18 protein-coding genes are annotated in these 19,822 nt (G+C 73.9%); 9 read left to right on the top strand and 9 right to left on the bottom strand.

What is annotated here, in order from left to right; all coding sequences use genetic code 11:
- Positions 1-10: 10 nt before the first annotated feature.
- From ACFU9E_RS23820 to ACFU9E_RS23805, 4 genes are all read right to left on the bottom strand, one after another.
- The gene (locus ACFU9E_RS23820) at positions 11-895 is read right to left on the bottom strand and encodes a universal stress protein (RefSeq protein ID WP_380686662.1); all 885 of its coding nucleotides are present in this window, start codon (positions 893-895) and stop codon (positions 11-13) included.
- Between the two features lie 85 nt (positions 896-980).
- The gene (locus tag ACFU9E_RS23815) at positions 981-1,865 is read right to left on the bottom strand and encodes a glycosyltransferase family 2 protein (protein ID WP_380686664.1); all 885 of its coding nucleotides are present in this window, start codon (positions 1,863-1,865) and stop codon (positions 981-983) included.
- Positions 1,862-2,584, bottom strand: coding sequence for an HAD family hydrolase (locus tag ACFU9E_RS23810; protein ID WP_380686667.1), 723 nt, complete (start codon positions 2,582-2,584; stop codon positions 1,862-1,864). The genes ACFU9E_RS23815 and ACFU9E_RS23810 overlap by 4 nt, the downstream gene beginning before the upstream one ends.
- A 17-nt stretch (positions 2,585-2,601) precedes the next feature.
- Positions 2,602-3,516, bottom strand: coding sequence for a PfkB family carbohydrate kinase (locus ACFU9E_RS23805; RefSeq protein WP_380686669.1), 915 nt, complete (start codon positions 3,514-3,516; stop codon positions 2,602-2,604).
- Between the two features lie 218 nt (positions 3,517-3,734).
- Between ACFU9E_RS23805 and ACFU9E_RS23800 the strand changes: the two genes are divergently transcribed.
- Genes ACFU9E_RS23800 through ACFU9E_RS23790 form a run of 3 tightly spaced genes read left to right on the top strand, consistent with a single transcriptional unit; the run spans position 3,735 to position 7,899 of the window.
- Positions 3,735-5,732: an aminotransferase class III-fold pyridoxal phosphate-dependent enzyme gene (locus tag ACFU9E_RS23800; RefSeq protein ID WP_380686671.1), complete on the top strand. Its 1,998-nt coding sequence runs from the start codon at positions 3,735-3,737 to the stop codon at positions 5,730-5,732.
- Complete coding sequence (locus tag ACFU9E_RS23795; protein ID WP_380686673.1) at positions 5,729-6,637, top strand: inositol monophosphatase family protein; 909 nt, start codon at positions 5,729-5,731, stop codon at positions 6,635-6,637. Before ACFU9E_RS23800 ends, ACFU9E_RS23795 begins: the two co-directional genes overlap by 4 nt.
- Before the next feature lie 23 nt (positions 6,638-6,660).
- A complete protein-coding gene (locus ACFU9E_RS23790) occupies positions 6,661-7,899 on the top strand; it encodes a hypothetical protein (RefSeq protein WP_380686675.1) in 1,239 nt (412 codons plus the stop codon).
- 70 nt (positions 7,900-7,969) lie between these two features.
- On the opposite strand, the gene ACFU9E_RS23785 is transcribed toward ACFU9E_RS23790, so the two are convergent.
- On the bottom strand, positions 7,970-8,443 hold the full coding sequence (locus ACFU9E_RS23785) for a carboxymuconolactone decarboxylase family protein (RefSeq protein ID WP_380690366.1): 474 nt from the start codon (positions 8,441-8,443) through the stop codon (positions 7,970-7,972).
- Between the two features lie 103 nt (positions 8,444-8,546).
- Positions 8,547-9,038, bottom strand: coding sequence for a DUF1269 domain-containing protein (locus tag ACFU9E_RS23780; RefSeq protein ID WP_380690364.1), 492 nt, complete (start codon positions 9,036-9,038; stop codon positions 8,547-8,549).
- Between the two features lie 290 nt (positions 9,039-9,328).
- On the opposite strand from ACFU9E_RS23780, the gene ACFU9E_RS23775 reads away from it, so the two are divergent.
- Positions 9,329-12,073, top strand: coding sequence for a cation-translocating P-type ATPase (locus tag ACFU9E_RS23775; protein WP_380685800.1), 2,745 nt, complete (start codon positions 9,329-9,331; stop codon positions 12,071-12,073).
- Between the two features lie 22 nt (positions 12,074-12,095).
- Here the strand turns inward: ACFU9E_RS23775 and ACFU9E_RS23770 are convergent, their stop codons facing one another.
- Positions 12,096-13,091 carry a LacI family DNA-binding transcriptional regulator gene (locus tag ACFU9E_RS23770; protein WP_355359705.1) on the bottom strand — a complete coding sequence of 332 codons (996 nt, stop codon included), beginning with the start codon at positions 13,089-13,091 and terminating at the stop codon, positions 12,096-12,098.
- Between the two features lie 131 nt (positions 13,092-13,222).
- Between ACFU9E_RS23770 and ACFU9E_RS23765 the strand changes: the two genes are divergently transcribed.
- The 5 genes from ACFU9E_RS23765 to ACFU9E_RS23745 all read left to right on the top strand — a co-directional run bounded on the left by ACFU9E_RS23765 (position 13,223) and on the right by ACFU9E_RS23745 (position 17,389).
- A complete protein-coding gene (locus ACFU9E_RS23765; RefSeq protein WP_380685798.1) occupies positions 13,223-14,143 on the top strand; it encodes a ribokinase in 921 nt (306 codons plus the stop codon).
- 46 nt (positions 14,144-14,189) lie between these two features.
- Positions 14,190-15,536, top strand: a complete 1,347-nt coding sequence (locus ACFU9E_RS23760) for an NtaA/DmoA family FMN-dependent monooxygenase (RefSeq protein ID WP_380685796.1) — start codon at positions 14,190-14,192, stop codon at positions 15,534-15,536.
- Between the two features lie 45 nt (positions 15,537-15,581).
- Positions 15,582-16,106, top strand: a complete 525-nt coding sequence (locus tag ACFU9E_RS23755; protein WP_380685794.1) for a flavin reductase family protein — start codon at positions 15,582-15,584, stop codon at positions 16,104-16,106.
- Complete coding sequence (locus ACFU9E_RS23750) at positions 16,099-16,569, top strand: riboflavin kinase (protein WP_380685792.1); 471 nt, start codon at positions 16,099-16,101, stop codon at positions 16,567-16,569. The genes ACFU9E_RS23755 and ACFU9E_RS23750 overlap by 8 nt, the downstream gene beginning before the upstream one ends.
- Positions 16,570-16,687: 118 nt before the next feature.
- On the top strand, positions 16,688-17,389 hold the full coding sequence (locus tag ACFU9E_RS23745; protein WP_380685790.1) for a nicotinamide riboside transporter PnuC: 702 nt from the start codon (positions 16,688-16,690) through the stop codon (positions 17,387-17,389).
- A 147-nt stretch (positions 17,390-17,536) separates the two neighbouring features.
- Here ACFU9E_RS23745 and ACFU9E_RS23740 read toward each other — a convergent pair whose 3' ends face one another.
- Together ACFU9E_RS23740 and ACFU9E_RS23735 are read right to left on the bottom strand one after the other, a co-directional pair.
- Positions 17,537-18,337 (bottom strand): MHYT domain-containing protein, encoded by an 801-nt coding sequence (locus ACFU9E_RS23740; protein WP_380685788.1) that lies wholly within the window; start codon positions 18,335-18,337, stop codon positions 17,537-17,539.
- A gap of 436 nt (positions 18,338-18,773) precedes the next feature.
- Complete coding sequence (locus tag ACFU9E_RS23735; protein ID WP_380684448.1) at positions 18,774-19,742, bottom strand: hypothetical protein; 969 nt, start codon at positions 19,740-19,742, stop codon at positions 18,774-18,776.
- Positions 19,743-19,822: the final 80 nt, after the last annotated feature.

Genomic DNA, 19,822 nt, shown 5'->3' with positions numbered 1-19,822 from the left:
GCCGCACCGGTCAGCGTCCGCCCTCCGGCGGTTCCGGGACGGTGATCACGGGGCAGCGGGCCCGCCGCAGCAGCCCGTGCGGGACGGAGCCCATCCGCATGCCGGTGAACCCGCCGTCGCCGCGCCGGCCGACCACGACGGCGAGCGCGTGCTCGGACACCCGCGCGAGTTCCTCCACCGGGTGGCCGTGCAGCACCTCGTGGGTGAGATCGACCTCGGGGTGCCGCGCGTGCGGTTCCTCCGTGGTGGCGATCAGCGCCCGCCGCAGTTCCCCCTCGGCGGTGAACGGATCGGTCCGGTCGAAGGCGGCGCGCGGCCGGACCCGGACGGCGCGCAGCGCGGCCCCGCGCCGCGCGGCGAGGTCCAGCGCGAACCGCAGGGCGGTCACCGAGGCGGGGCTGCCGTCCACACCGGCCACCACGACGGGCGGCTCCTGGGTGGAGTGCTCCGGTCCGAGCACGACCACCACCGGACAGCGGGCCTGCGCGCTCACCGGGACGGTCACCGAGGCCAGGCTGAGCACCTCCGCGACCCGGCTCAGCCGCCGGGTGCCGAGCACCACCAGCGAGGCGCGCGCCGACTCCCGGCAGAGCGCCGGCGCCGGGACGTCCTCCTCGACCACCGTGGTCACCGCCAGCCCGGGATGACGCGCCCGGGCCTCGGCCGCCGCCCGGTCGAGCGCCTCGTCGGCGCGGGCGCGCAGCGCCTTGTGGTAGGAGCCCTCGTCGGAGGGACGGAACTCCCGGGCCGCCGACGGGACGGCGTGCACCAGCCGCAGCGGGAGCCCACGGCGCTCGGCCTCGTCGGCGGCCCAGGCGGTGGCCATCGGCCCGGGCTCCGGGTCCACACCGAGGACGATCGGGCCGCTCGCGGGGCCGGGGGTCGTGGCTGTCATGGTTCCTCCACACGCTGTCGTCGCACGGTGCCGTCGTCGACGGAAGGCCGGCCGACCGGCACCTGTTCAGCCGACCGGGGGCGGGTCACAGGTAGCACCGCCGGTGTCTGGCGCTGCCGACGGCGCGGCCCGCGCGCAGGGCGAGCTGGGCCAGCAGGGCGGCGCGCCGGTCGGCGGGGCCGAGCAGGTCGACGGAGCGGCGCAGCAGTGACCACCAGGCGCCGGCCGCGTCGCCCGGCCGCGAGCAGGGCATGCCGTGGGCGGCGAAGTCGCGGTACAGCTTGGGGTGCGAGCGCCCGTAGCCGTAGGACTGGCGGACGATGGACCGGGTGTCGCCGCGGTGCCGGTAGTGCACGACGGCGTGCGGGGCGAAGGCCAGCCGGTACCCGGCCAGTTGGGCGCGCCAGAAGAACTCGGTGTCGTCGCCGCCGCCGCGGTAGCTCTCGTCGAAGCCGCCCAGCCGGCTCCACAGCTCCTTGTGGAACCCGCAGTTGGCGCCCGCCGGGTAGGGCAGGAAGCCGAAGGTGTCGAGCAGTGCGGGGGACTTCTTCGCCGGCCGCGCGGCGAGGGCCACCGGCCCGTTGAGCAGCCGGCGTTCCAGCGCGCCGCCGACGGCCGGGCTGGAACGCAGGGCGTCGACCATCCCGGCCACCCAGCCGGGGGCCGCGATGTCGTCCGCGTCGCAGAGCAGCACGAACTCGCCGTCGGCCTGCCGGCAGCCGAGGTTGCGGGCGCGGTTGACGCCGGGCTCGTCGGTGACGGTCACCCGCAGCCGCGGCATCCGCCGCTGCCAGCGCCGCAGCAGCGCGCGGGTGCCGTCGCCGGATCCGTTCTCGACGACGACCACCTCCCACGGATCCGGATAGGTCTGCGCGCACAGTGCCTCCAGCTGCGCGGCCAGCGTCGTCTCGGCGTTGCGCGCGGGCATGACGACCGAGACCAGGCCGACCGGGCGGGGGCCGCCGTTCATCGCGGGCTCCGCACGGCCGGCCCCGGCGCCCGGACGGCCCGGACCACCGCGGCGGTGTCGCGGAGATCCGCCAGCACCACGTCCGCCCCCGCCTGCCGCAGCACCTCGGCGCTGCTCGCGCCGGAGGCGACGGCGATCACCCGTGCCCCGCCGCTGCGCCCCGTGTGCACGTCCCGAGGGGTGTCGCCGATCAGGACGGTGGCGTCGGCGGCGAAGTCGGTTCCGTGGGCGGCCGTCGCGCGCCGCCGGGCGACCGGGAGCAGCGCGGCCCGCTCGCGGCCGTCGTCGCCGTACGCGCCGACGGCGGGATCCACGAACCCCGCCAGTCCGAACAGTCCCAGTTTGAGCGCGGCGTTGTCCCGCAGGTTCCCGGTCAGCACGGACTGGGCCACCTCGGGCCGGGCGCCCAGGGCCCGCAGGGCCTCGGCGGCGCCGGGCAGGGCCCGTCCGACGGTCCGCAGCTCGGCGGCCCGCCGGCGCAGCTGGGCGGAGAGCTCGGCGCCGACCCGTTCCGGTGCGGGTGGGTCGACGCCGTGCCGGGCGAACAGCTCGTCCATGATGTCGAGTTCGGTCCGCCCGGCGATGGCGACGCGGTGGCGGGCCGGCCGGCCGGTGAGCCGTTCGAAGGCGAGCGGGTAGATCGACCCGACGACGTGGGCGCCGTCGATCAGTGTGCCGTCGATGTCCCACAGCAGCAGGATCCGCTTGCCCGTGGGCACGGCGCGCGCGCCCGTCCTCATACCCCGACCGCCCGTCGCCGAGGGGCGGGCCGGGCCGCGAACGGGCCGCGCTGCGTCGTGCAGGCCGCGCCGTGCCGGGCGGCGAGGTCGAGGGCCTCGGCCGTGGTCGCGCCGGTGGCGAGCGCGTAGGTGAGGACGGCCGCGAAGTTGTCCCCGACCCCGTAGGTGTCCACCAGGGGGCCCGGTGCGCGGGCGGGCCGGTAGCGCCGGGGCGGCTGGTCGTTGCGGGTGAAGACGCCGCCGCGCCGGCCCTCGGTGCGGACCACCAGGTCCGGCAGGCTGCGCAGCAGCGCCGGGTCGCAGCGCTCGGCCGGGTCGGCGCCGCTGCCGATCAGCGCGTCGACCCTGACGCCGGACTCCCGTACGGTGCCGAACTCCCGCGCGGTCACCACGAGGACCGAGGCCCGGCGTGCCCGGCGCAGCAGGGCGGCGTCCCCTGCGGTGAAGAACACCGCGTCGTAGTGGGCCAGTTGCCCCCAGTCGACGGGATCGGCCGCGGCCGGCTGCAGGCGTTCGCCGAGGGTGACGGTGGTGCGCTCCCCGGAGCGGTCGACCATGCTCACCGCCGTCCGGGTGGGGCCGGGCCTGGTGGCGGCCAGGACCTGGACTCCGCGGCGTTCGAGTTCGGCGCGCGACCGCCGCCCGGCGTGGTCGTCGCCGAGGGCGGTGAAGAAGGTGCAGGTGCCGGCCAGTTCGGCGAGCCGGACGGCCGCCACCGCGCCTCCGCCGGCCGGGCCCTGCCAGAGCCGGTCGGCGTGGGTCACCTCGCCGGCGGCGGGGACCTCGTCGAGACCGGCGATCGTGGTCCATTCGACGTGCCCCACCACGGCGACCCGTGGCCCGCTGCCCGGGGGAGCCGCCGTACCGGTCGGGGGAGCCGCCGAGCCGGCGGAGCGGGTGTCCTCGTCCATCGTTCCTCGACTCTCGCGACGGCCCGTCGCCGGCGCCACTCCAATCCGAGCACCATCCGCGCGCCCCCGCACCGTTTTGTCCGCCGATCGTGGGTGCGTCGACGAACCATGAATGGCGGGAGCGGAGCGGCTCGGCGATGATGGACGCTCGGTGCCTCGGCTCCGTGCACCGACCCCTGGCCGCGCGGCCGTCCGCCGCTCGACGGAGGTGTCCGTGGATGAAGGACGTGGATGCGTTTCTCTTCGATTTCGACGGGACGCTGTGGGATCCGGAGTCCGAGATATTCCGCGCGCACGCGGAGGTTTTCCTGGAATTCGGCCACCGGCTCCCGGTCGAGGTGTGGTCTTCGCTCGTCGGCACCATCGGGTCCGAGCTGTGGACGCGGCTCGAACGGGCCACCGGATGCACGGCGGACCGCCGTGAGCTGCAGGAACGGGTCCACCGGCGGCAGCGCGAACTGCTCGGCGGGCTGTGCGGCAGGCCCGGCGTGCACCGGATCCTCGGTGCGGTAGACGCCCTGGGGATCTCCCGGGGGATCGTCAGCAACTCCACCCGGGAATGGGTCGCCGAATATGCGCGGCAGTGCGGTGTGGCCGAGGGTTGGAGCATCGTCCAGTGCGCCGACGGGAACCGCGCCGGCGCGAAACCGGAACCGGATCTCTATGTCGCGGCGCTGGCCTCGCTGGGAATTCCCGCCGAGCGGGCGGTGGCGTTCGAGGATTCCCCCAGCGGCGTACGCGCCGCGAAAAGGGCCGGAATCCGGTGCGTCGCGATACCGAACGCGATGACCGCCGCGCTCGATCTCCAGGAGGCGGATCTGCGGTTCGAATCGTTCGAGCAGGTCGATCTGCCAGGAATTGTCGGAGCGATCGGAGGAAGACCGATGCGACAGACGAGGACCGCGGCACGCACCGCAGCACGCACCGCCGCACCGAAGGCTCCGCCCGACGGGGAGGCCGGATCGGCGCTGCGGCACTACTACTACCGGCCGGACGACCTCCGGGTGGTCGGCGGCGAGGGCGTGTACCTCCGGGCCGACGACGGCCGGCGCTATCTCGACTGCTCCTCGGGGACGTTCAACCTGAGCCTGGGTTACGCGCACCCCGAGATCGTGGAGGTGGTCCGCGAACAGGCCGGCCGGCTGATCCACGTCACCTCCAAGTTCCAGACCGAGCCGCTGAACGCCCTGGTGGCGAAGCTGGCCGAGGTCTCGCCGGCGAACCTCACCCGGGTGCACCTGAAGTCGGCGAGCGGCTCCGACGCCAACGAGAGCGCCGTCAAGATCGCCCAGGTGCACACCGGCAAGTCCGACGTGGTCACGCTCTTCCGCGGCCACCTCGGCCAGACCCTCGGCATGATCGGCGCCTCCGGCGCCGCCTTCCGGCGCGCCCCCTTCCCCTCCCACCTGCCCGGCATCGTGCACGTCCCCGACCCGCACTGCCTGCGCTGCTTCTACCGGCAGGAGCGGGCCACCTGCGGCCTGCTGTGCGTCGAGCGGATCAACGACTTCATCGACTACGCGAGCACCGGCCGGGTGGCCTGCGTGGTGCTGGAGCCGATCAGCGGCAACGGCGGCAACGTCGTTCCGCCGGACGGCTATCTGCAGGCGCTCAAGGACCTCTGCGAGGAGCGCGGCATCCTGCTGGTCTTCGACGAGATCCAGACCGGGTTCGGGCGCACCGGCCGGATGTTCGCCGCCGACCACTTCGGCGTCGCCCCGCACCTGATGACCTTCGGCAAGGGCCTCGGCGGCGCGGGCATGCCCATCGCCGGCATCCTGACCGAGGAGCGGCTGACCGGGGTGGAGGGACACCACATCAACTCGACCTTCGGCGGCAACGTACTGGCCGCCGCGGCCGCCCTGAAGACCGTCGAGATCATCGGCCGCCCCGGCTTCCTGGAGAACGTGCGCGACGTCGGCGGCCACGTCCTGGAGCGGCTGCGCGCCCTCGCCACCAGGGTGCCGTTCGTCCAGGAGGTCCGCGGCGTCGGGCTGATGATCGGCATCGACATCGTGGACCGCGACGGCCGCCCCGACCCCGCGCTCACCAACCACCTCGCCGAACGCGGCCTGGACCACGGACTGCTGCTGCGGACCTCCCTCTACGGGCACGGCAATGTGCTCAAGGTCCGCCCGGCACTGATCATGACCCGTCAGGAGGCGGACGAGATGTGCGATCTGCTGGAACGGCTCTTCCTGGAGGCCGCATCATGAGGGGCCTCGTCCAGGAGCTGTCCGGGCGCATCCGGACGGCCGTGCGCGAGGGTCTGCACGAGGTCGGCAGCCGCTACGTGGCGGGCACGGCGAAGGGCGGGGACGCCGAGTTCCCGGTCGACGTGCTCGCCGAACGGGCCGCCTGGGACTTCCTGCGCGAGCGCGGCGAGCCGGTGGCCGTCTACACCGAGAGCGAAGGGCTGCGCACCATCGGCCGGGCGCCCGGGCACGTGCTGGTCATCGACCCCGTCGACGGCACCCGCGGCGCCGCCGCCGACCTGGAGATGGCCTGCGTCTCCATCGCCGCGGCCCCCTTCACCGAGGCGCCCACCATCGGCGACATCCGGTACGCGATGCTCCAGGAGATCAAGACCGGCCACTGGCTGTACGCCGACGCCGACGGCACCGGCATCGAGTCCGGCGGCTTCCCCGCGCCGGTGCCCCGGCTGTCCGCCGTCACCGAGCCCGAGCGGATGTTCTGGTCGCTGGAGTTCAACGGCCACCCGGCGGCACTGATGACCGACGCCTACGGCCACCTCATCGACGCCTCGGCCAACACCGGCGGCGTGTACGTGTTCAACAGCGCCTCCTTCTCCATCTCCCGCATCATCACCGGCCAGACGGACGCCTACGTCGACATCGGCAACCGGCTGCTGCGCGACCGCCCCGCCACCGAGGCGGACTTCCGTCGGGTCGGCCACGGGAGCATCCTGCACCTGTTCCCGTACGACATCGCGGCCTCGGTGTACCTGGCGGAACGTGCCGGGGTCACCATCACCGACGCCTACGGCAAACCGCTGCGGGACACCCTGCTGCTGGACATCGGCCCGCTGAACCAGCGCTCCTGCATCGCCGCCTGCACCCCCCAGCTGCACGCGGCGCTGATCGACTCGATCCGCTGGTAGCGGACACCGAGGAGGCCGCCGCGATGACCGACCACCGGCACGTCACCCGCCCCCGCCCGCCCGGCGGATGGACCGACGCGGCGGCCCTGGCCGCCGTCGCCGACACCCTCGGCCTCACGGTCGGGCCGGAGATCCTGGACGGCGGCTCACCGGCCCGGGTCCACCGGGCCACCACCTCCGGCGGGGAGGAACTGGTGGTCAAGGTCCTGGTGCCGGCACCCGGCGCCGTGGACGGCCACGACCTGGTCTCCTTCCGCCACAAGCTGCGCCAGATCGACCTGCTGCGCACCGTGGCCCCGCGGCTGGCGGCGCACTACCTGCCGGTCCCGCACGTCCTCGACGGCGACGGCTGGGCGGCCTGCACCACGCCGTTCTACCCGTCCGCGGACCTGGCGGCCCCGCTGCGGGAGTCGCCGCAGGGCACCCGGGAGTTCTTCCGCCGCTACCCGGCCCTGCTCCAGGCCCTGGTCCTGGACGGCTACGCCGCGCGCTCCCACCCCGCCCCGGCCGCCCACCTCGCGGAGGTCGTCGTGGGCCGGTTCCTGCGACGGCTGCCGCTGCTGGCCCGCGCCCTGCCGGGGGAGCTGACGGCCGCCGAGCGGATCACCGTCAACGGCGTGCGGTGCCGGGCCCCGCACCTGGTGCTGGAACGGCTGAGCGGACGGCTGGCACGGCTGGCCCCCGCCCGCCTGATGGCCCCCGCCCACGGCGACGCCAACACCCGCAACGTCCTGCTGTCCACCCGCCCCGGCGCGGCGCCCGAGGACTTCCGCCTCATCGACCCGCGCGGCTCCGTCGAACCCTGGGACCCGGTCTACGACCTGGCGAAGACGCTCTTCAGCCTCACCGTCTGGGATCCCGCGCTGCGCACCGGCTTTTCGGTCCGCCGCGGGCCGGACCACCGCTACCAGGTGGGCTTCCGGCAGCCGGTGTACCCGGGCTACCGCGCGGCGATCCACGACTTCCTGCCCCGGCTGGCCGCCCACGAGGGCCTGCGCGCGCTGTTCCGCGACGATCCGGGCTGGTGGGAGCGGCTGCTGCTGACCCACGACCTGCACGTCCTGGCGGAGGCGCCGTGCCGCCTCTCCGACCGCAAGCCCAAGCCCGACCTGCGGGGCGGGAACTCCACCCCCGTCGAACTCGCGCTCGGCCACTACCTCCTGGGCACCCTGCTGATCAACGACCTCGCCGCCCGGCTCTCGAGCCCCGGCGGCGTGGACCCCACCGGCCACCTCGCCCTGGTGACCGACCACCTGCCCTGACACGCGCCGGCCGCGGCCCCGCGGGAAGCGCGGGGACCGCGGCCGGCCGGTCCGCCCGGTCGGAGCCGGCTCAGCCGAACTGGCCGGGCCGGTAGTCCCCGGCGGGCTGCCGGTTGATCACGTTGATCCGGTTGTAGGCGTTGATCACGGCGATCAGCGAGATCAGCGCGGCCAGCTGGTCCTCGTCGTAGTGCTCGGCGGCCTTCGCCCAGACCTCGTCGGAGACGCCGCCCGCGGCGTCCGCGATCCGGGTGCCCTCCTCCGTCAGCTCCAGCGCGGCGCGCTCGGCCTCGGTGAAGACGGTGGCCTCCCGCCAGGTCGCCACCAGGTTCAGCCGCAGCGAGCTCTCGCCCGCGTGCGCGGCGTCCTTGGTGTGCATGTCGGTGCAGAAGCCGCAGCCGTTGATCTGGCTCGCGCGGATCTTCACCAGCTCCTGCGTCGCGTGCGGCAGCCCCGAGTCGGACAGCGCCCGGCCGGCCGAGTTGATGTGCCGCAGGACCTTGGCCCCGACGGCGTTGCCGAAGTAGTCGAGACGGGCATCCATGGTGTGCTCCTCGTCGTGGAACGGATTCACCTGTCTGACGGGACGGCCCCGCGGAGTGTGACAGGTCCCGGCCTGTGTCCCGCGTCACATCGGGGGTGGGGGGTCACCCGCCCTCGGTGAACGCCTCGCGCAGCCGGGCCTCCTCGTCCGCCGACAGGTCGGTCTCGATGAGCTCGGCGTGCAGCCCTCCGAGCGCGGCCCTGACCGGGTCGAGCACGGCGTCCGAGCTGAGGACGAACAGCGCGGAGCTGCCGGGCGTCACCTTGCGCCGCACCTGCCGGATGAAGTCGTCGTCGATGCCGACATGGGCGAGGTGGCCGCCCAGGGCGCCGCCGGCCGCGCCCACCGCGGCGCCGAGCACGGGGACAAAGAAGATCATCCCGAGCAGGAAGCCCCAGAAGGCCCCGCCCAGGGCGCCCATGCCGGCCATGTCGCCCAGGTGGCGCGTCCTGGGCTTGCGGGCGTCCCCCGGCCAGCTGACCACGGCTCCGTCCTGGAGCGTGATCAGCTCCTGGCGCTGCAGCCGCTTCAGCGTGTCGAGGGCTTCGTCGGCTCCCGCCGCGGTGGGGAAGCGCCATACCGTCAGGGTCGCCATCAGGGCCTCCGGCCGTAGGGGGGACGCGGGACAGCCCCATCGTCGGCCCGGACCCCGGGCGCCGCCACACACGGGCACCGGACGAGCGACCGGCGCCACCGGAAGGACGCCGCCGGATTGCCGGGGGCACCCGGTGGGCGCAGCGTGGCAGGAAGCCCTCCCGCGGGCCGGGCGGCGCGGCGGCCCGCGGGAGGAGCGCCGGACGCAGCAGCACCGGACCCGGCGGCCCCGGTGCGGGCGGAGCCGGCCGGGGGCGCCGGCGGACCGACCGCGGATCTTGAGGAGCAGCGATGGCGGAGCAGGCCGGTCCCTCGGGGCGCGGAGCGCCGGGCCCGTGGTACGCGCGGTCCCCGCAGGAGGTCGCCGACCGGCTCGGGGTCGACCCGGCGGTGGGGCTCACGGCCGCCCGGGCGGCCGAACTGCTCGCCGCCAACGGGCCGAACGCGCTCCCCGAGGAGAAGCCGAGGCCCGGCTGGCTGCGCTTCCTCGACCAGTACCGCAGCTACATGCAGATCATCCTGGTGGCGTCGGCGGTGGTCTCGCTGGCGATCGGGGAGTGGACCACCGCCGTCCTGCTCCTGGTGCTGACGCTGTTCAACGCGGTGGTGGGCCTGCGCCAGGAGGGCAAGGCGGAGAGCGCGATGAACGCGCTGAAGTCGATGATGGAGGCGACCGCCCGGGTCCGGCGCGACGGTACCGAGACCGAGATCCCGGCGGAGCGGCTGGTCGTCGGCGACGCCGTGCTCCTCTCGGCCGGCGACGAGGTCCCGGCGGACGGGCGGATCGTCGCCGCCAGCGCCCTGCAGATCGACGAGTCGGCGCTGACCGGCGAGAGCGTCCCGGCGGTGAAGGACGCGGGCACGCTCACCGCCGCGCGGCTGGGGCCCGGCGACCAGACCAACATGGCGTTCATGAACACCCCGGTCACGCACGGCAGCGGGCTGCTCGTCGTCACCGCGACGGGCTCCGGCACCGAGCTGGGGAAGATCTCCGGGATGCTCTCGGCCACCGAGAAGGAGCAGTCGCCGCTCACCCGGGAGCTCAACACCCTGACGCTGTGGATCGCGGCGGCGGCGGGCCTGACCATGGTCGTGATGTTCGCCCTCGGCCGCAGCCGCGACCAGGCCTGGGACGCCCTGTTCGTCAGCGCGGTCTCGCTGGCCGTCGCCGCCATCCCGGAGGCGCTGCCGACGGTCAGCCAGGTGATCCTCTCGGTCGGCAGCCTCAACCTGGCCAGGCGCCACGCGATCGTCAAGGAACTGCCGTCCGTCGAGACCCTGGGATTCACCTCGGCCATCAACTCCGACAAGACCGGCACCCTGACGATGAACCAGATGACCGTCGTCGAGGTCCTCAGCCCCACCGACCGCTACACCGTCTCCGGTACCGGCTACCGCCTCGACGGCAAGGTCCACCACGCGGTGGGCACCTCGGCGGGCATCGAGGACGCCGTCCTGCCCTACCTGATCGCCAACGACGCCAAGCTGGTGGAGGGCCAGGTCGTCGGAGACCCGACCGAGGGGGCCCTGCTCGTCCTCGGCCACAAGGCCGGCCTGGACATCGAGGCCACCCGGGAGCGCTTCCCCCGGCTCGCCACGCTGCCCTTCGACCCGGGCTACAAGCTGATGGCCACCTTCAACGCGGCGAAGGACGCGGACGGCCGGCCGGTGGTGCGGTGCTTCGTGAAGGGCGCCGCCCCGGCGGTGACGGCCCGCGCCACCACCGCGCTCGCGGCCGGGGCGGGCGTCCCCTGGGACGGGGACCTGGAGGCCCGCGCCCGGGCGCAGACCGAGCGGATGGGCGGCGAGGGCCTGCGGGTGATGGCCGGGGCCGTGCGCGACCTCGACCCGGCCGGCTTCGACCCGGCCGGCGACCTGCTGGCGCTCGTCACCGACCTGCGGATGACCAGCCTGGTCGGCATGGTCGACCCGCCGCGCGAGGAGTCCAGGGCCGCGGTCGCCAGCGCGCAGGCCGCGCACATCCGGGTCCGCATGGTGACGGGGGACGACGTCACCACCGGCGCGGCCATCGCCCGCCAACTCGGCATCGACGGCGAGGCGATGCTGGGCGCGGACTTCGCGGCCCTGCCCGAGAGCGAACGGCTGGCGCGGATCGACGCCATCGGCGTGGTCGGCCGGGTCGCGCCGGAGCACAAGGTCCTGCTCGCGGACACGCTCAAGCGCAAGGGTGACGTCGTCGCGATGACCGGCGACGGGGTGAACGACGCCCCGGCCATCAAGGCCGCCGACATCGGCATCGCCATGGGCAGCGGTACCGACGTCGCGAAGAACGCGGGCCGCATGGTGCTCGCCGACGACAACTTCGCCACCATCGTGCACGCCGTGGCGGAGGGCCGGAAGCTCTACGACAACCTCACCAAGTACATCCGCTTCGTACTGGTGCTCCTGGTGACCTTCGTGCTGACCTTCCTCGGCGCCACGGTGTTCAACCTCGCGGCGGGGGAGCCGTTCACCCCGGCGCAGGTGCTGTGGATCCACTTCGTGGTCAACGCCCCGTTCGGCTTCGCCCTGGGCTTCGACCGGGAGAGCCCCGGCCTGATGCGGCGCGTCCCGCGTCCGCGCGGCGAGTCGGTGCTGACCGGGCCCGTCGTGCTCACGGTGGGGCTCGCCGGGCTGGCGATCTCGATCGCCCTGCTCGGGCTGATCAAGCTGGGCGAGTCGCACTACGACAGCCTGCCGGTCGGCAACTCGATCGCGTTCACCGCCTTCGCGCTCTGCCTGGTCGTGGCCGCCTACGAGTGCCGCAGCGAGCGCGGGTCGGTGCTGACGGTCAGCACCTTCGACAGCCGGCAGATGAACATCGCGGCCCTGGCGGAGTTCGTCCTGGCCATACTGGTCACCCAGATGGACGCGTTCCACCGCATCCTCGGGACCACCGACCTCGACGCCCGGCAGTTCGGCTGGGCGCTGCTGGCCGCCGTCGCGCTGCTCCTGCTGTGGGAGCTGGGCAAGCTGCTGGCCCGTGCGGCCCGCGCCCGCCCGGCCCGCGCCCGTCCGGCGGCCCCTGCCGGGTGACGCGGGGTCAGCGCGGCCGGGGTCAGGAGGCGGTGACGTCCGTCGAGGCGCGGACGACGAGCTGGGGCTGGAAGCGCTCCACCCGCTCGGTCCGTTCGCGGCTGGGCGCCTGAAGCAGCGTCAGCGCCCGTTCGGCCATGGCGGACAGCGGGTGGCGGATGGACGTGATGGGCGGGTCGAAGAGTTCGAGTATCTCGGTGTCGTCGAAGCCGGTGACGGCGATCTTCCCGGGCACCGCGACCGAGCAGCGGTGCAGCGTGCTCACCAGGCCGACGGCGAGCACATCCGCGCCGCAGACCACCGCGTCGATCCGGTCGCGCTGCTCGACGATCCGCCGCCCCGCCGTCCGCCCGGCGTCGGTGGTGAAGTTGGGCAGCAGGACGGTGGTGGCGCCGTCGCCCTGCAGCTCGGTGAAGGCCGCGAGCCGCTCGGCGCCGGAGGAGGAGGCCTGCCCCGCGGCGACCAGCGCGATCCGGTGACGGCCCGTCCGTTCCAGGTGGTCGACGAGCAGTCGGACGGCGGCCGCGTTGTCGAGGGTGACGGCGACGGTGCCGGAGCCGGTGGCCCACCGGTCGAACAGCACCACCGGGCGGCGGGCGGCGGCCTTGCGGATCGCGGGACCGGACTCGGTGGCCGACACCGGGACGACGAACAGGCCGTCGACCCGGCCGGCGAGCAGGGTGTCGATCTGCTCGGCCTCGATCGCGGGGTCGTTCGCCGCGTCGGAGACCATCAGCGTGCCGCCGGCGGCCCGGACGTGCTGGGCGATGGCGTCGGCGAGCTGCACGAAGTACGGGTTGGCGAGCGTGGGGACGACGACGCCGACGGTGCCGGTGGTACCGGTGCGCAGGGCCCGCGCGGAGTGGTTGGCCTGGTAGCCGAGCCGGTGGGCGGCTTCCTCGACGCGGCGGGCGAGCTCGGGGTCGACGTTGCGCGGCGTGCCGGCGAGGACCCGTGATGCCGTCGCGCGGGAGACGCCGGCGGCCTCGGCCACGTCGAGGAGTCGGGGCGCAGTCACGTGGAGTGTCCTTCGGGATGGGGGGACGGTGGGGGCCACGACATCGGGGCGGTCTTTTCATGAGGAGGCTACTTGACGGCCGGGGGGTGCTGGTACAGCATGTCGGAAATCGATCTCCCAAAGGAGCGCCAATGCCGTCCATCACCGTCGTCGGTTCGGTGAACCGCGACCTCGTGCTGAGCGTCGAGGGCCTGCCGCACCCCGGCGAGACCGTGCTCGCACGGCACTTCGCCGAGGGCGCCGGCGGCAAGGGCGCCAACCAGGCGGTCGCCGCCGCCCGGCTCGGATCGCGGGTGCGGCTGGTGGCCCGGGTCGGTACCGACGCGGCCGCCATCCTGGCGGCGCTCGCCGCCGAGGGCATCGACGTCACCGAGGTGCGCTCCGACGAGAAGCACCCGACCGGGCTCGCCGCGGTGGTCGTCGACGGCGCGGGCGAGAACACCATCGTCGTGAACCCGGGCGCCAACGCCGCGCTCGGCGTCGAGGACCTGCCCGCGCGGCTGGTTCGCTCGCCGGGCGAGGTCGTCCTGGTGCAGAACGAGATCGTCCCCGAGGTGGTCGACCTGGCGGTCCTGCGCGCCCGTGAGCAGGGCGGGACCGTCGTGTTCAACCCCGCGCCGGCCCGCCCGGTCGACCCGGGGGTACTCGCGGCGGTCGACGTCCTGGTGCCCAACCTCGGCGAACTCGCCTCCCTGCTCGGGACCGCCCGGCCCGCCGGTCTGTCCGAAGCGCGGGAGCTGCTGGAGCACGCCGCGCTCCCGTCCCGGGCCGTCGTGGTGACGCTCGGGGCGGACGGCGCCCTGCTCAGGGAGGGCCGCGGCGCCGGCGTCACCCACGTGCCCGCGCCGCGGGTGCACGCGGTCGACACGGTGGGCGCCGGCGACACCTTCTGCGGCGCCCTCGCCGATTCCCTCGGCCGCGGTGCCACCCTGCCGGCCGCCGTCCGGCGCGCCGTGCGCGCGGCCTCGCACGCCGTCACCGGCCTCGGGGCGCAGTCCTCCATGCCCTACGCGGCCCAGCTCGACGCCCCCGCCCTCCCTTCCGCTTCCTGACAACTCCCCCCACGGGTCCCTCACCAGCACTACGGAGAACCACCCCATGAAGAACCTCAAGATCGGCCTGTTCGAGAACGCCCAGACCAACGCGAGCGGCACCGCCACCTGGCGCCACCCCGACAGCCGGCGGCACCTCTTCGACACCCTCGGCTACTGGCGCGAGCTCGCCACCCTCTGTGAGGACGCCAAGCTGGACTTCCTGTTCCTGGCCGACGCCTGGGGCTGGTCGGAGATCGACGGCACCCGCCCGCCGATCGCCACCGAGGAGACCCTCGACCTGCCGCGGCTCGACCCGGTGGTGGTGGCCTCCGCACTGCTGTCCACGACCACCAACCTCGGCCTGGTGATGACCGGCTCCGTCCTGGTCGAGCCGCCGTACGCCTTCGCCCGCCGGATGGCCACCCTGGACCAGCTCTCCGGCGGCCGGATCGGCTGGAACGTGGTGACCACCGGCACCGCCGACACCGCCGTCAAGGCCTTCGGCATGGAGATGGTGGCGCACGACGACCGCTACCGGATGGCCGAGGACTTCCTGGAGCTCGTCTACAAGTACTGGGAGGGCGCCTGGGAGCCGGACGCGCTGGAGAAGGACAAGGACGGCCGCTTCGCGGACCCCGCCAAGGTCCACCTGGTCAGCCACGAGGGACCGTTCTTCCGCTCGCAGGGCTACGGCAACACCGCGCGCTCCCCGCAGGGCACCCCGGTCCTCTTCCAGGCCGGCGCCTCGCCCGCCGGCCGCCGGGTCGGCGGCCGGCACGGTGAGTGCATGTTCGTCGGCAGCGGCTCCGTCGAGCAGCTCGCCGGGCACACCGCCTCCATCCGCGAGGAGGCGGTCAAGGCCGGCCGCCGGGCCGACCAGGTGAAGGTGATGTCGGCGTTCTCCTGCGTCGTCGGCGCCAGCACCTCCGACGCCGAGCGCCGCTACCAGCGGATCCTGGACGCCCAGCGGCCCGAGGTCACCGTCGCCAGCTACGCCATGTTCACCGGGCTCGACCTCTCCTCCTACGCGCCCGACACGCCCATGACCGAGCTGTCCACCGAGATGTCGCAGACCCAGGTGGCCCGCTTCGCCGGCAAGACGGTCGGCGACGTCCTCGCCGACTGGCACACCCACGGCGTCGGCGCCCGTCCGGTCGTCGGCACGGCCGAGGAGATCGCCGACGAGATCTGCGCGCTCGCCGAGGGCGCCGACCTCGACGGGTTCCTGCTCTCCCCGGCCGTCCAGCCGGCCTCGACGGTCGAGTTCGTCGAGTCGGTGCTGCCGATCCTGCGCAAGCGCGGCGTCTTCCGCGGCGAGTACACGGCCGGCGAGAGCCTGCGCGAGCGGCTCACCGGCGCGGACGACCGGGCGCTGCCGGCCAGCCACCCGGCCGCCCGCTACCGGCACTGAGAACCGCACCCGCGACGAGACGATGACGAGAGGATGTCGATGACCATGGCCACCCTTGCCCACGATCCGGCCGGCACGTCCACGCCGGCGGAACTGGACGCCGCGACCCTGCGACAGGCCTTCGGGGCCTACCCCACCGGCGTGGTCGCGATCAGCGCGCTGCGCGGGGACGAGCCGGTCGGGTTCGCGGCGAGCTCCTTCGTCTCGATCTCGCTGGAGCCGCCGATGGTCGCCGTCAGCGTCGCCCGCACCTCCACCACCTGGCCGCGGCTGGCGTCGGCACCGGTCGTGGGGCTGAGCGTGCTCAGCCACGGCCAGGGCGCGCTGTGCCGGCGCCTGGCCTCCCGCGAGGGCAAGCGCTTCGACGGCGTCGGGTGGACGGCGACGCCCGAGGGCGCCGTGCTCATCGAGGACGCCGCGCTGTGGCTGACCGCCAGGGTCGGCGCGACGTACGACGGTGGCGACCACGAGATCGTGCTCCTGGAACTGCTGAGCGCCGAACTCTTCGCCGGCGTGGAGCCGCTCGTCTTCCACACCAGCCAGTTCCGCGAGCTCCTGCCCCATGCGTGAGACCCCCGTGCCCGTGACCCCGGCCGCCCGCCCGCACCTCACCGGCACGGTGGTGCACGGCGCCGGCCGGGGCCACGGGCTCGGGTTCCCCACCGCCAACATCGCCGCCGGCCCGGACTCCCCGGTCCCGCCGGCCGCGGTGTACAGCGGCTGGGTGGTCCGCCACCGCACCGGCGCCGTCCACCCCGCGACGATCAGCGTCGGCTCCAACCCCACCTTCTGCGACACCGCCGACGTCCACGTCGAGGCGTACTGCCACGACCTCGACGAGGACGTCTACGGCGAGCGGGTCACCGTCTGGTTCGCCGGACGGATCCGCGACACCGTCAAGTTCCCCTCTCCCGCCGCCCTGGTACGGGCCGTGCGGGAGGACGTCCGGCGCTCCGAGGCCCTCCTCGCCTCGGCGCACGGGCAGAGCGTCCGCGAGGACGCGCTCGCCGCACACCGCGGCACCGCTCCCTGAGGCACCCGCGCACGGTCCTTCCCCCCCACCACCGTCGCTCCACGCCTCGTCACCGGCCCCGTCCCGGGCCGCAGCTCACACCCAGGCTTGTTCCCCCAGCAAACAAAGGTGTTTGGTCATGAGCGCACTCCAGTGGCTGAACGAGCAGTTCAGCTTCTTCGGCATCCCCGTCTACTGGTCCGACTTCTTCGGCAACATCCTGGCGCTCGCGACCGTCTGGCTCGCCCTGCGCCGCTCGCTCGTCGCCTGGCCGGTGCAGATCCTCGGATCGGTCCTGCTGCTGATCGCCAGCCTCAACGTCCACCTCGGCGGCAACGCCGCCCGACAGGTCGTCATCATCGCCTCGGCGTCCTGGGGCTGGGCCACCTGGCGGCGCAGCCGCCAGCAGGAGGGCACGATCAACGTCCGCTGGGCCTCCTGGCAGGAGCGCTCGGCCCTGATCGGCGTCATGGCCGTCGGCACCTTCGGGTTCGCCGCGCTGCTCAAGGCGACCGACGCCTCCTTCTACCCGGGCGCCCCCTGGTGGATGGTCCTCGCCGACGCCTGGATCTTCGTCGGCTCGATCCTGGCGATGTACACCCAGGCCCGCCGGTACGTGGAGTTCTGGTTCGTCTGGCTGGCCGTCGACCTGGTCGGCGTGCCGCTCGCCATCCACTCCGAGCTGTACTTCTCCGGCATCGTCTACGGGATCTTCTTCATCATGGTCCTCGTCGGCATCCGCGACTGGGCCTCGCACAGCAAGGGCCAGGAGATCGCCTCCCCGCTGGAGCCGGCCGTCGTCCTGGAGGGCCGCAACGACACCACCAGCACCAGCGCGTAGCCGGCCACGGCGCTCCTGCGGAGCCCCGGCCCACGCCACGTCCTGCGAGCGCTTCCCGGCTCGCAGGGCGTGGCGTCGGCGGTTCACGTGGTTCTGCCGATGAGCCGTCGTACGGAGTCGAGGCCGTCCGGTCCGTCCGGCGACGGATCACCCGCGCCGGTCGAACAGCGGCACCCGCACCGGTTCCGGCTTGGCGGCGTCGCCCCGGCCCGACAGCGAGGTGTCCTGCGGCGACAGCATCAGCGCGATCCCGCCGAGGGCGAGCAGTACCAGGATCGCCACCGCGAGCGGGGTGATGAACTGCGAGGCCGGCAGGCCGGCGGCCGGAGTGCGGCCGTCCAGCACGACCGAGACCGCCGCCATGCCGGTGTAGTGCATGGCGACCACGGCGACTCCGGCGATCAGCGCCGAGGCCAGCGAGGCGAGCAGACCGGTGATGTTTAGCGTCATCCACAGCGCGACGGTGGACGCGGCCACCGCGATCGCGACCGAGGCGGCCACCGTGGCCGTGTCGTAGGAGACCTGCCCCTGGACGTGCATCGCGGCCATGCCGAGGTAGTGCATCGCCGCGACGCCCAGACCCATCACCGTGCCGCCGACCAGCAGGGTGGACAGGCGGCGCGGCCGGTAGCCGACGTAGAGGATGCCGAGGCCGCAGACCGCGATCGCCAGCAGCAGGCTGCACAGTGTCAGCGGCACGTTGTAGAGGATGGTCGAGCCGGTGACGGTGAACCCGAGCATCGCGATGAAGTGCATCGTCCAGATGCCGCAGCCGATCTCGGCGGCGCCGAGCAGCAGCCAGCCGAGCCGCCGGCGCGGCGGCAGGTCCAGGGCGCGGACGGTGCAGCGGAGGCCGAGTGCGGCTCCGAGGCAGGCGACCAGGTAGGACAGGACCGGGTTGATCCAGCCGTAGTGGAAACCGTCGATGGGGGCGGTATGGGGGTGCATGGAGGTACCTGAGCTGACGTTCGTTGGCGGATGCGGACGGGAACGGACCGCGCCGGGGAAGGGGCGGCGCGGGCCTCCCGGGTCCAGGGGTACACGAAGGACTCGAACCCCCGGGGAAGCCGGGTTGAAGGGGAGTGGTCCACCGGTCGGCGGGCCCGGGCACCCGGGCCGCGGCCGCACCCGCTCCGGTCGGTGTGCCGTCACCTCGCTGCTCGAAGGCCCGGATTCGGTGAACCTCGTGGTGCGCCCGGCGTCGAGGGTCACGGGCGGTGCCACGGGAGGTCGGCAGAGCTCCGCCGGGCCTTGCGTGCGGACACATACTAACGACCCCCGCCGGTCAAGGACCTCACGGGGGTTCTTCGGGGATTGTTTCGTGAAGGGTTTCGGGTGGACGGGTCGTCGGCCGTGCTCCGGGGCCAGCCGCACCGGCGTCGGGTCAGTGCGAGGTGGTCCGGCCCAGGCGGGCCGTCAGGAGGTTCGGGTCCTGCCGGGTGACGTACGCGGCGTCCGCGATCCAGACGCGGTCGCCGCGGACGGCGAGGGAGGTGGGGTTCTGCAGGCCGTCCGCGTGGTCGAGCACGATGGTGTGGCTGCCGTTGCCGGTGATCAGCGCGATCTCGCTGCTGCCGTTGAGGGCGGCCAGGATCTGGTCGCCGCGGCCGGTGAAGGCGAAGTCGTCGATGCTGGGCAGGCCGGTGGCGACGACCCGGGCCGGGCCGGCGGTGCCGTCGCCCCGGATCGGGATGCGCAGCAGGGTGCCGTTGTCCAGGTTGGACACCCAGGCGGCGTGGTCGTGGATCTTGATGCCGTTGGCGCCGAGGAAGCCGTTCGGCTGCAGGGCGGTGTCGGTGGCCCACCGGACGGCGGTGCCCCCGCCGGCGGGGATCCGCCAGACGGTGCCGAGGACGGAGTCCGCGGCGTACAGGAAACCGGTGCGCTCGTCCCGGGCGAGGCCGTTGGGCAGGGCGTCGGCGGGCAGGGCGGTGACGCGCTCGGGGGCGCCGCCGGGGGCGAGCCGCCAGATGCCGGTGAGGTCGGCGGTCCCGGTCGCGTAGATGAAGTAGAGGACGCCGTTGTCCGCGCGCACGACGCCGCCGAGGAACGGGGCCGTCAGGGCCGGGGTGGCCGAACCCGGCGCGGGGGCGGGCAGGGTGGCGAGGACGCGGACGGCGCCGTGGCGGTCGATCTCGGCCAGCTCGCGGGAGAAGGCGAAGGTCACCACGGTGTTGCCGTTCGGCAGCACGGTGATGTTCTCCGGCTGCTGGCCCCGGGCGAGGTCGAGGTGGGCGATCGCCGTGGGCGTGCTCAGTGGGGGAGCGGCGGCCCGGGCGGGTGTCACGGCGACGGTCGAGGCCATCGCGGCCAGAGCCACCGCGGAGATCCGGAGGAGGGGAGTGATGCGCATGGTGCGGTTCCTTAACGTTGGGGCCTACGAGGAATCAGGAATCGACGCCACGTGTGGAGTCGTCTCAGCCTAGGGAGGCA

Origin of the sequence: Kitasatospora sp. NPDC057595, from assembly GCF_042800875.1 — a bacterium.
In the GTDB taxonomy this organism is placed as follows: Bacteria; Actinomycetota; Actinomycetes; order Streptomycetales; family Streptomycetaceae; genus Kitasatospora.
Note: the sequence above shows the minus strand (reverse complement) of the source record. Positions and strands in the feature narration are given on the sequence as shown.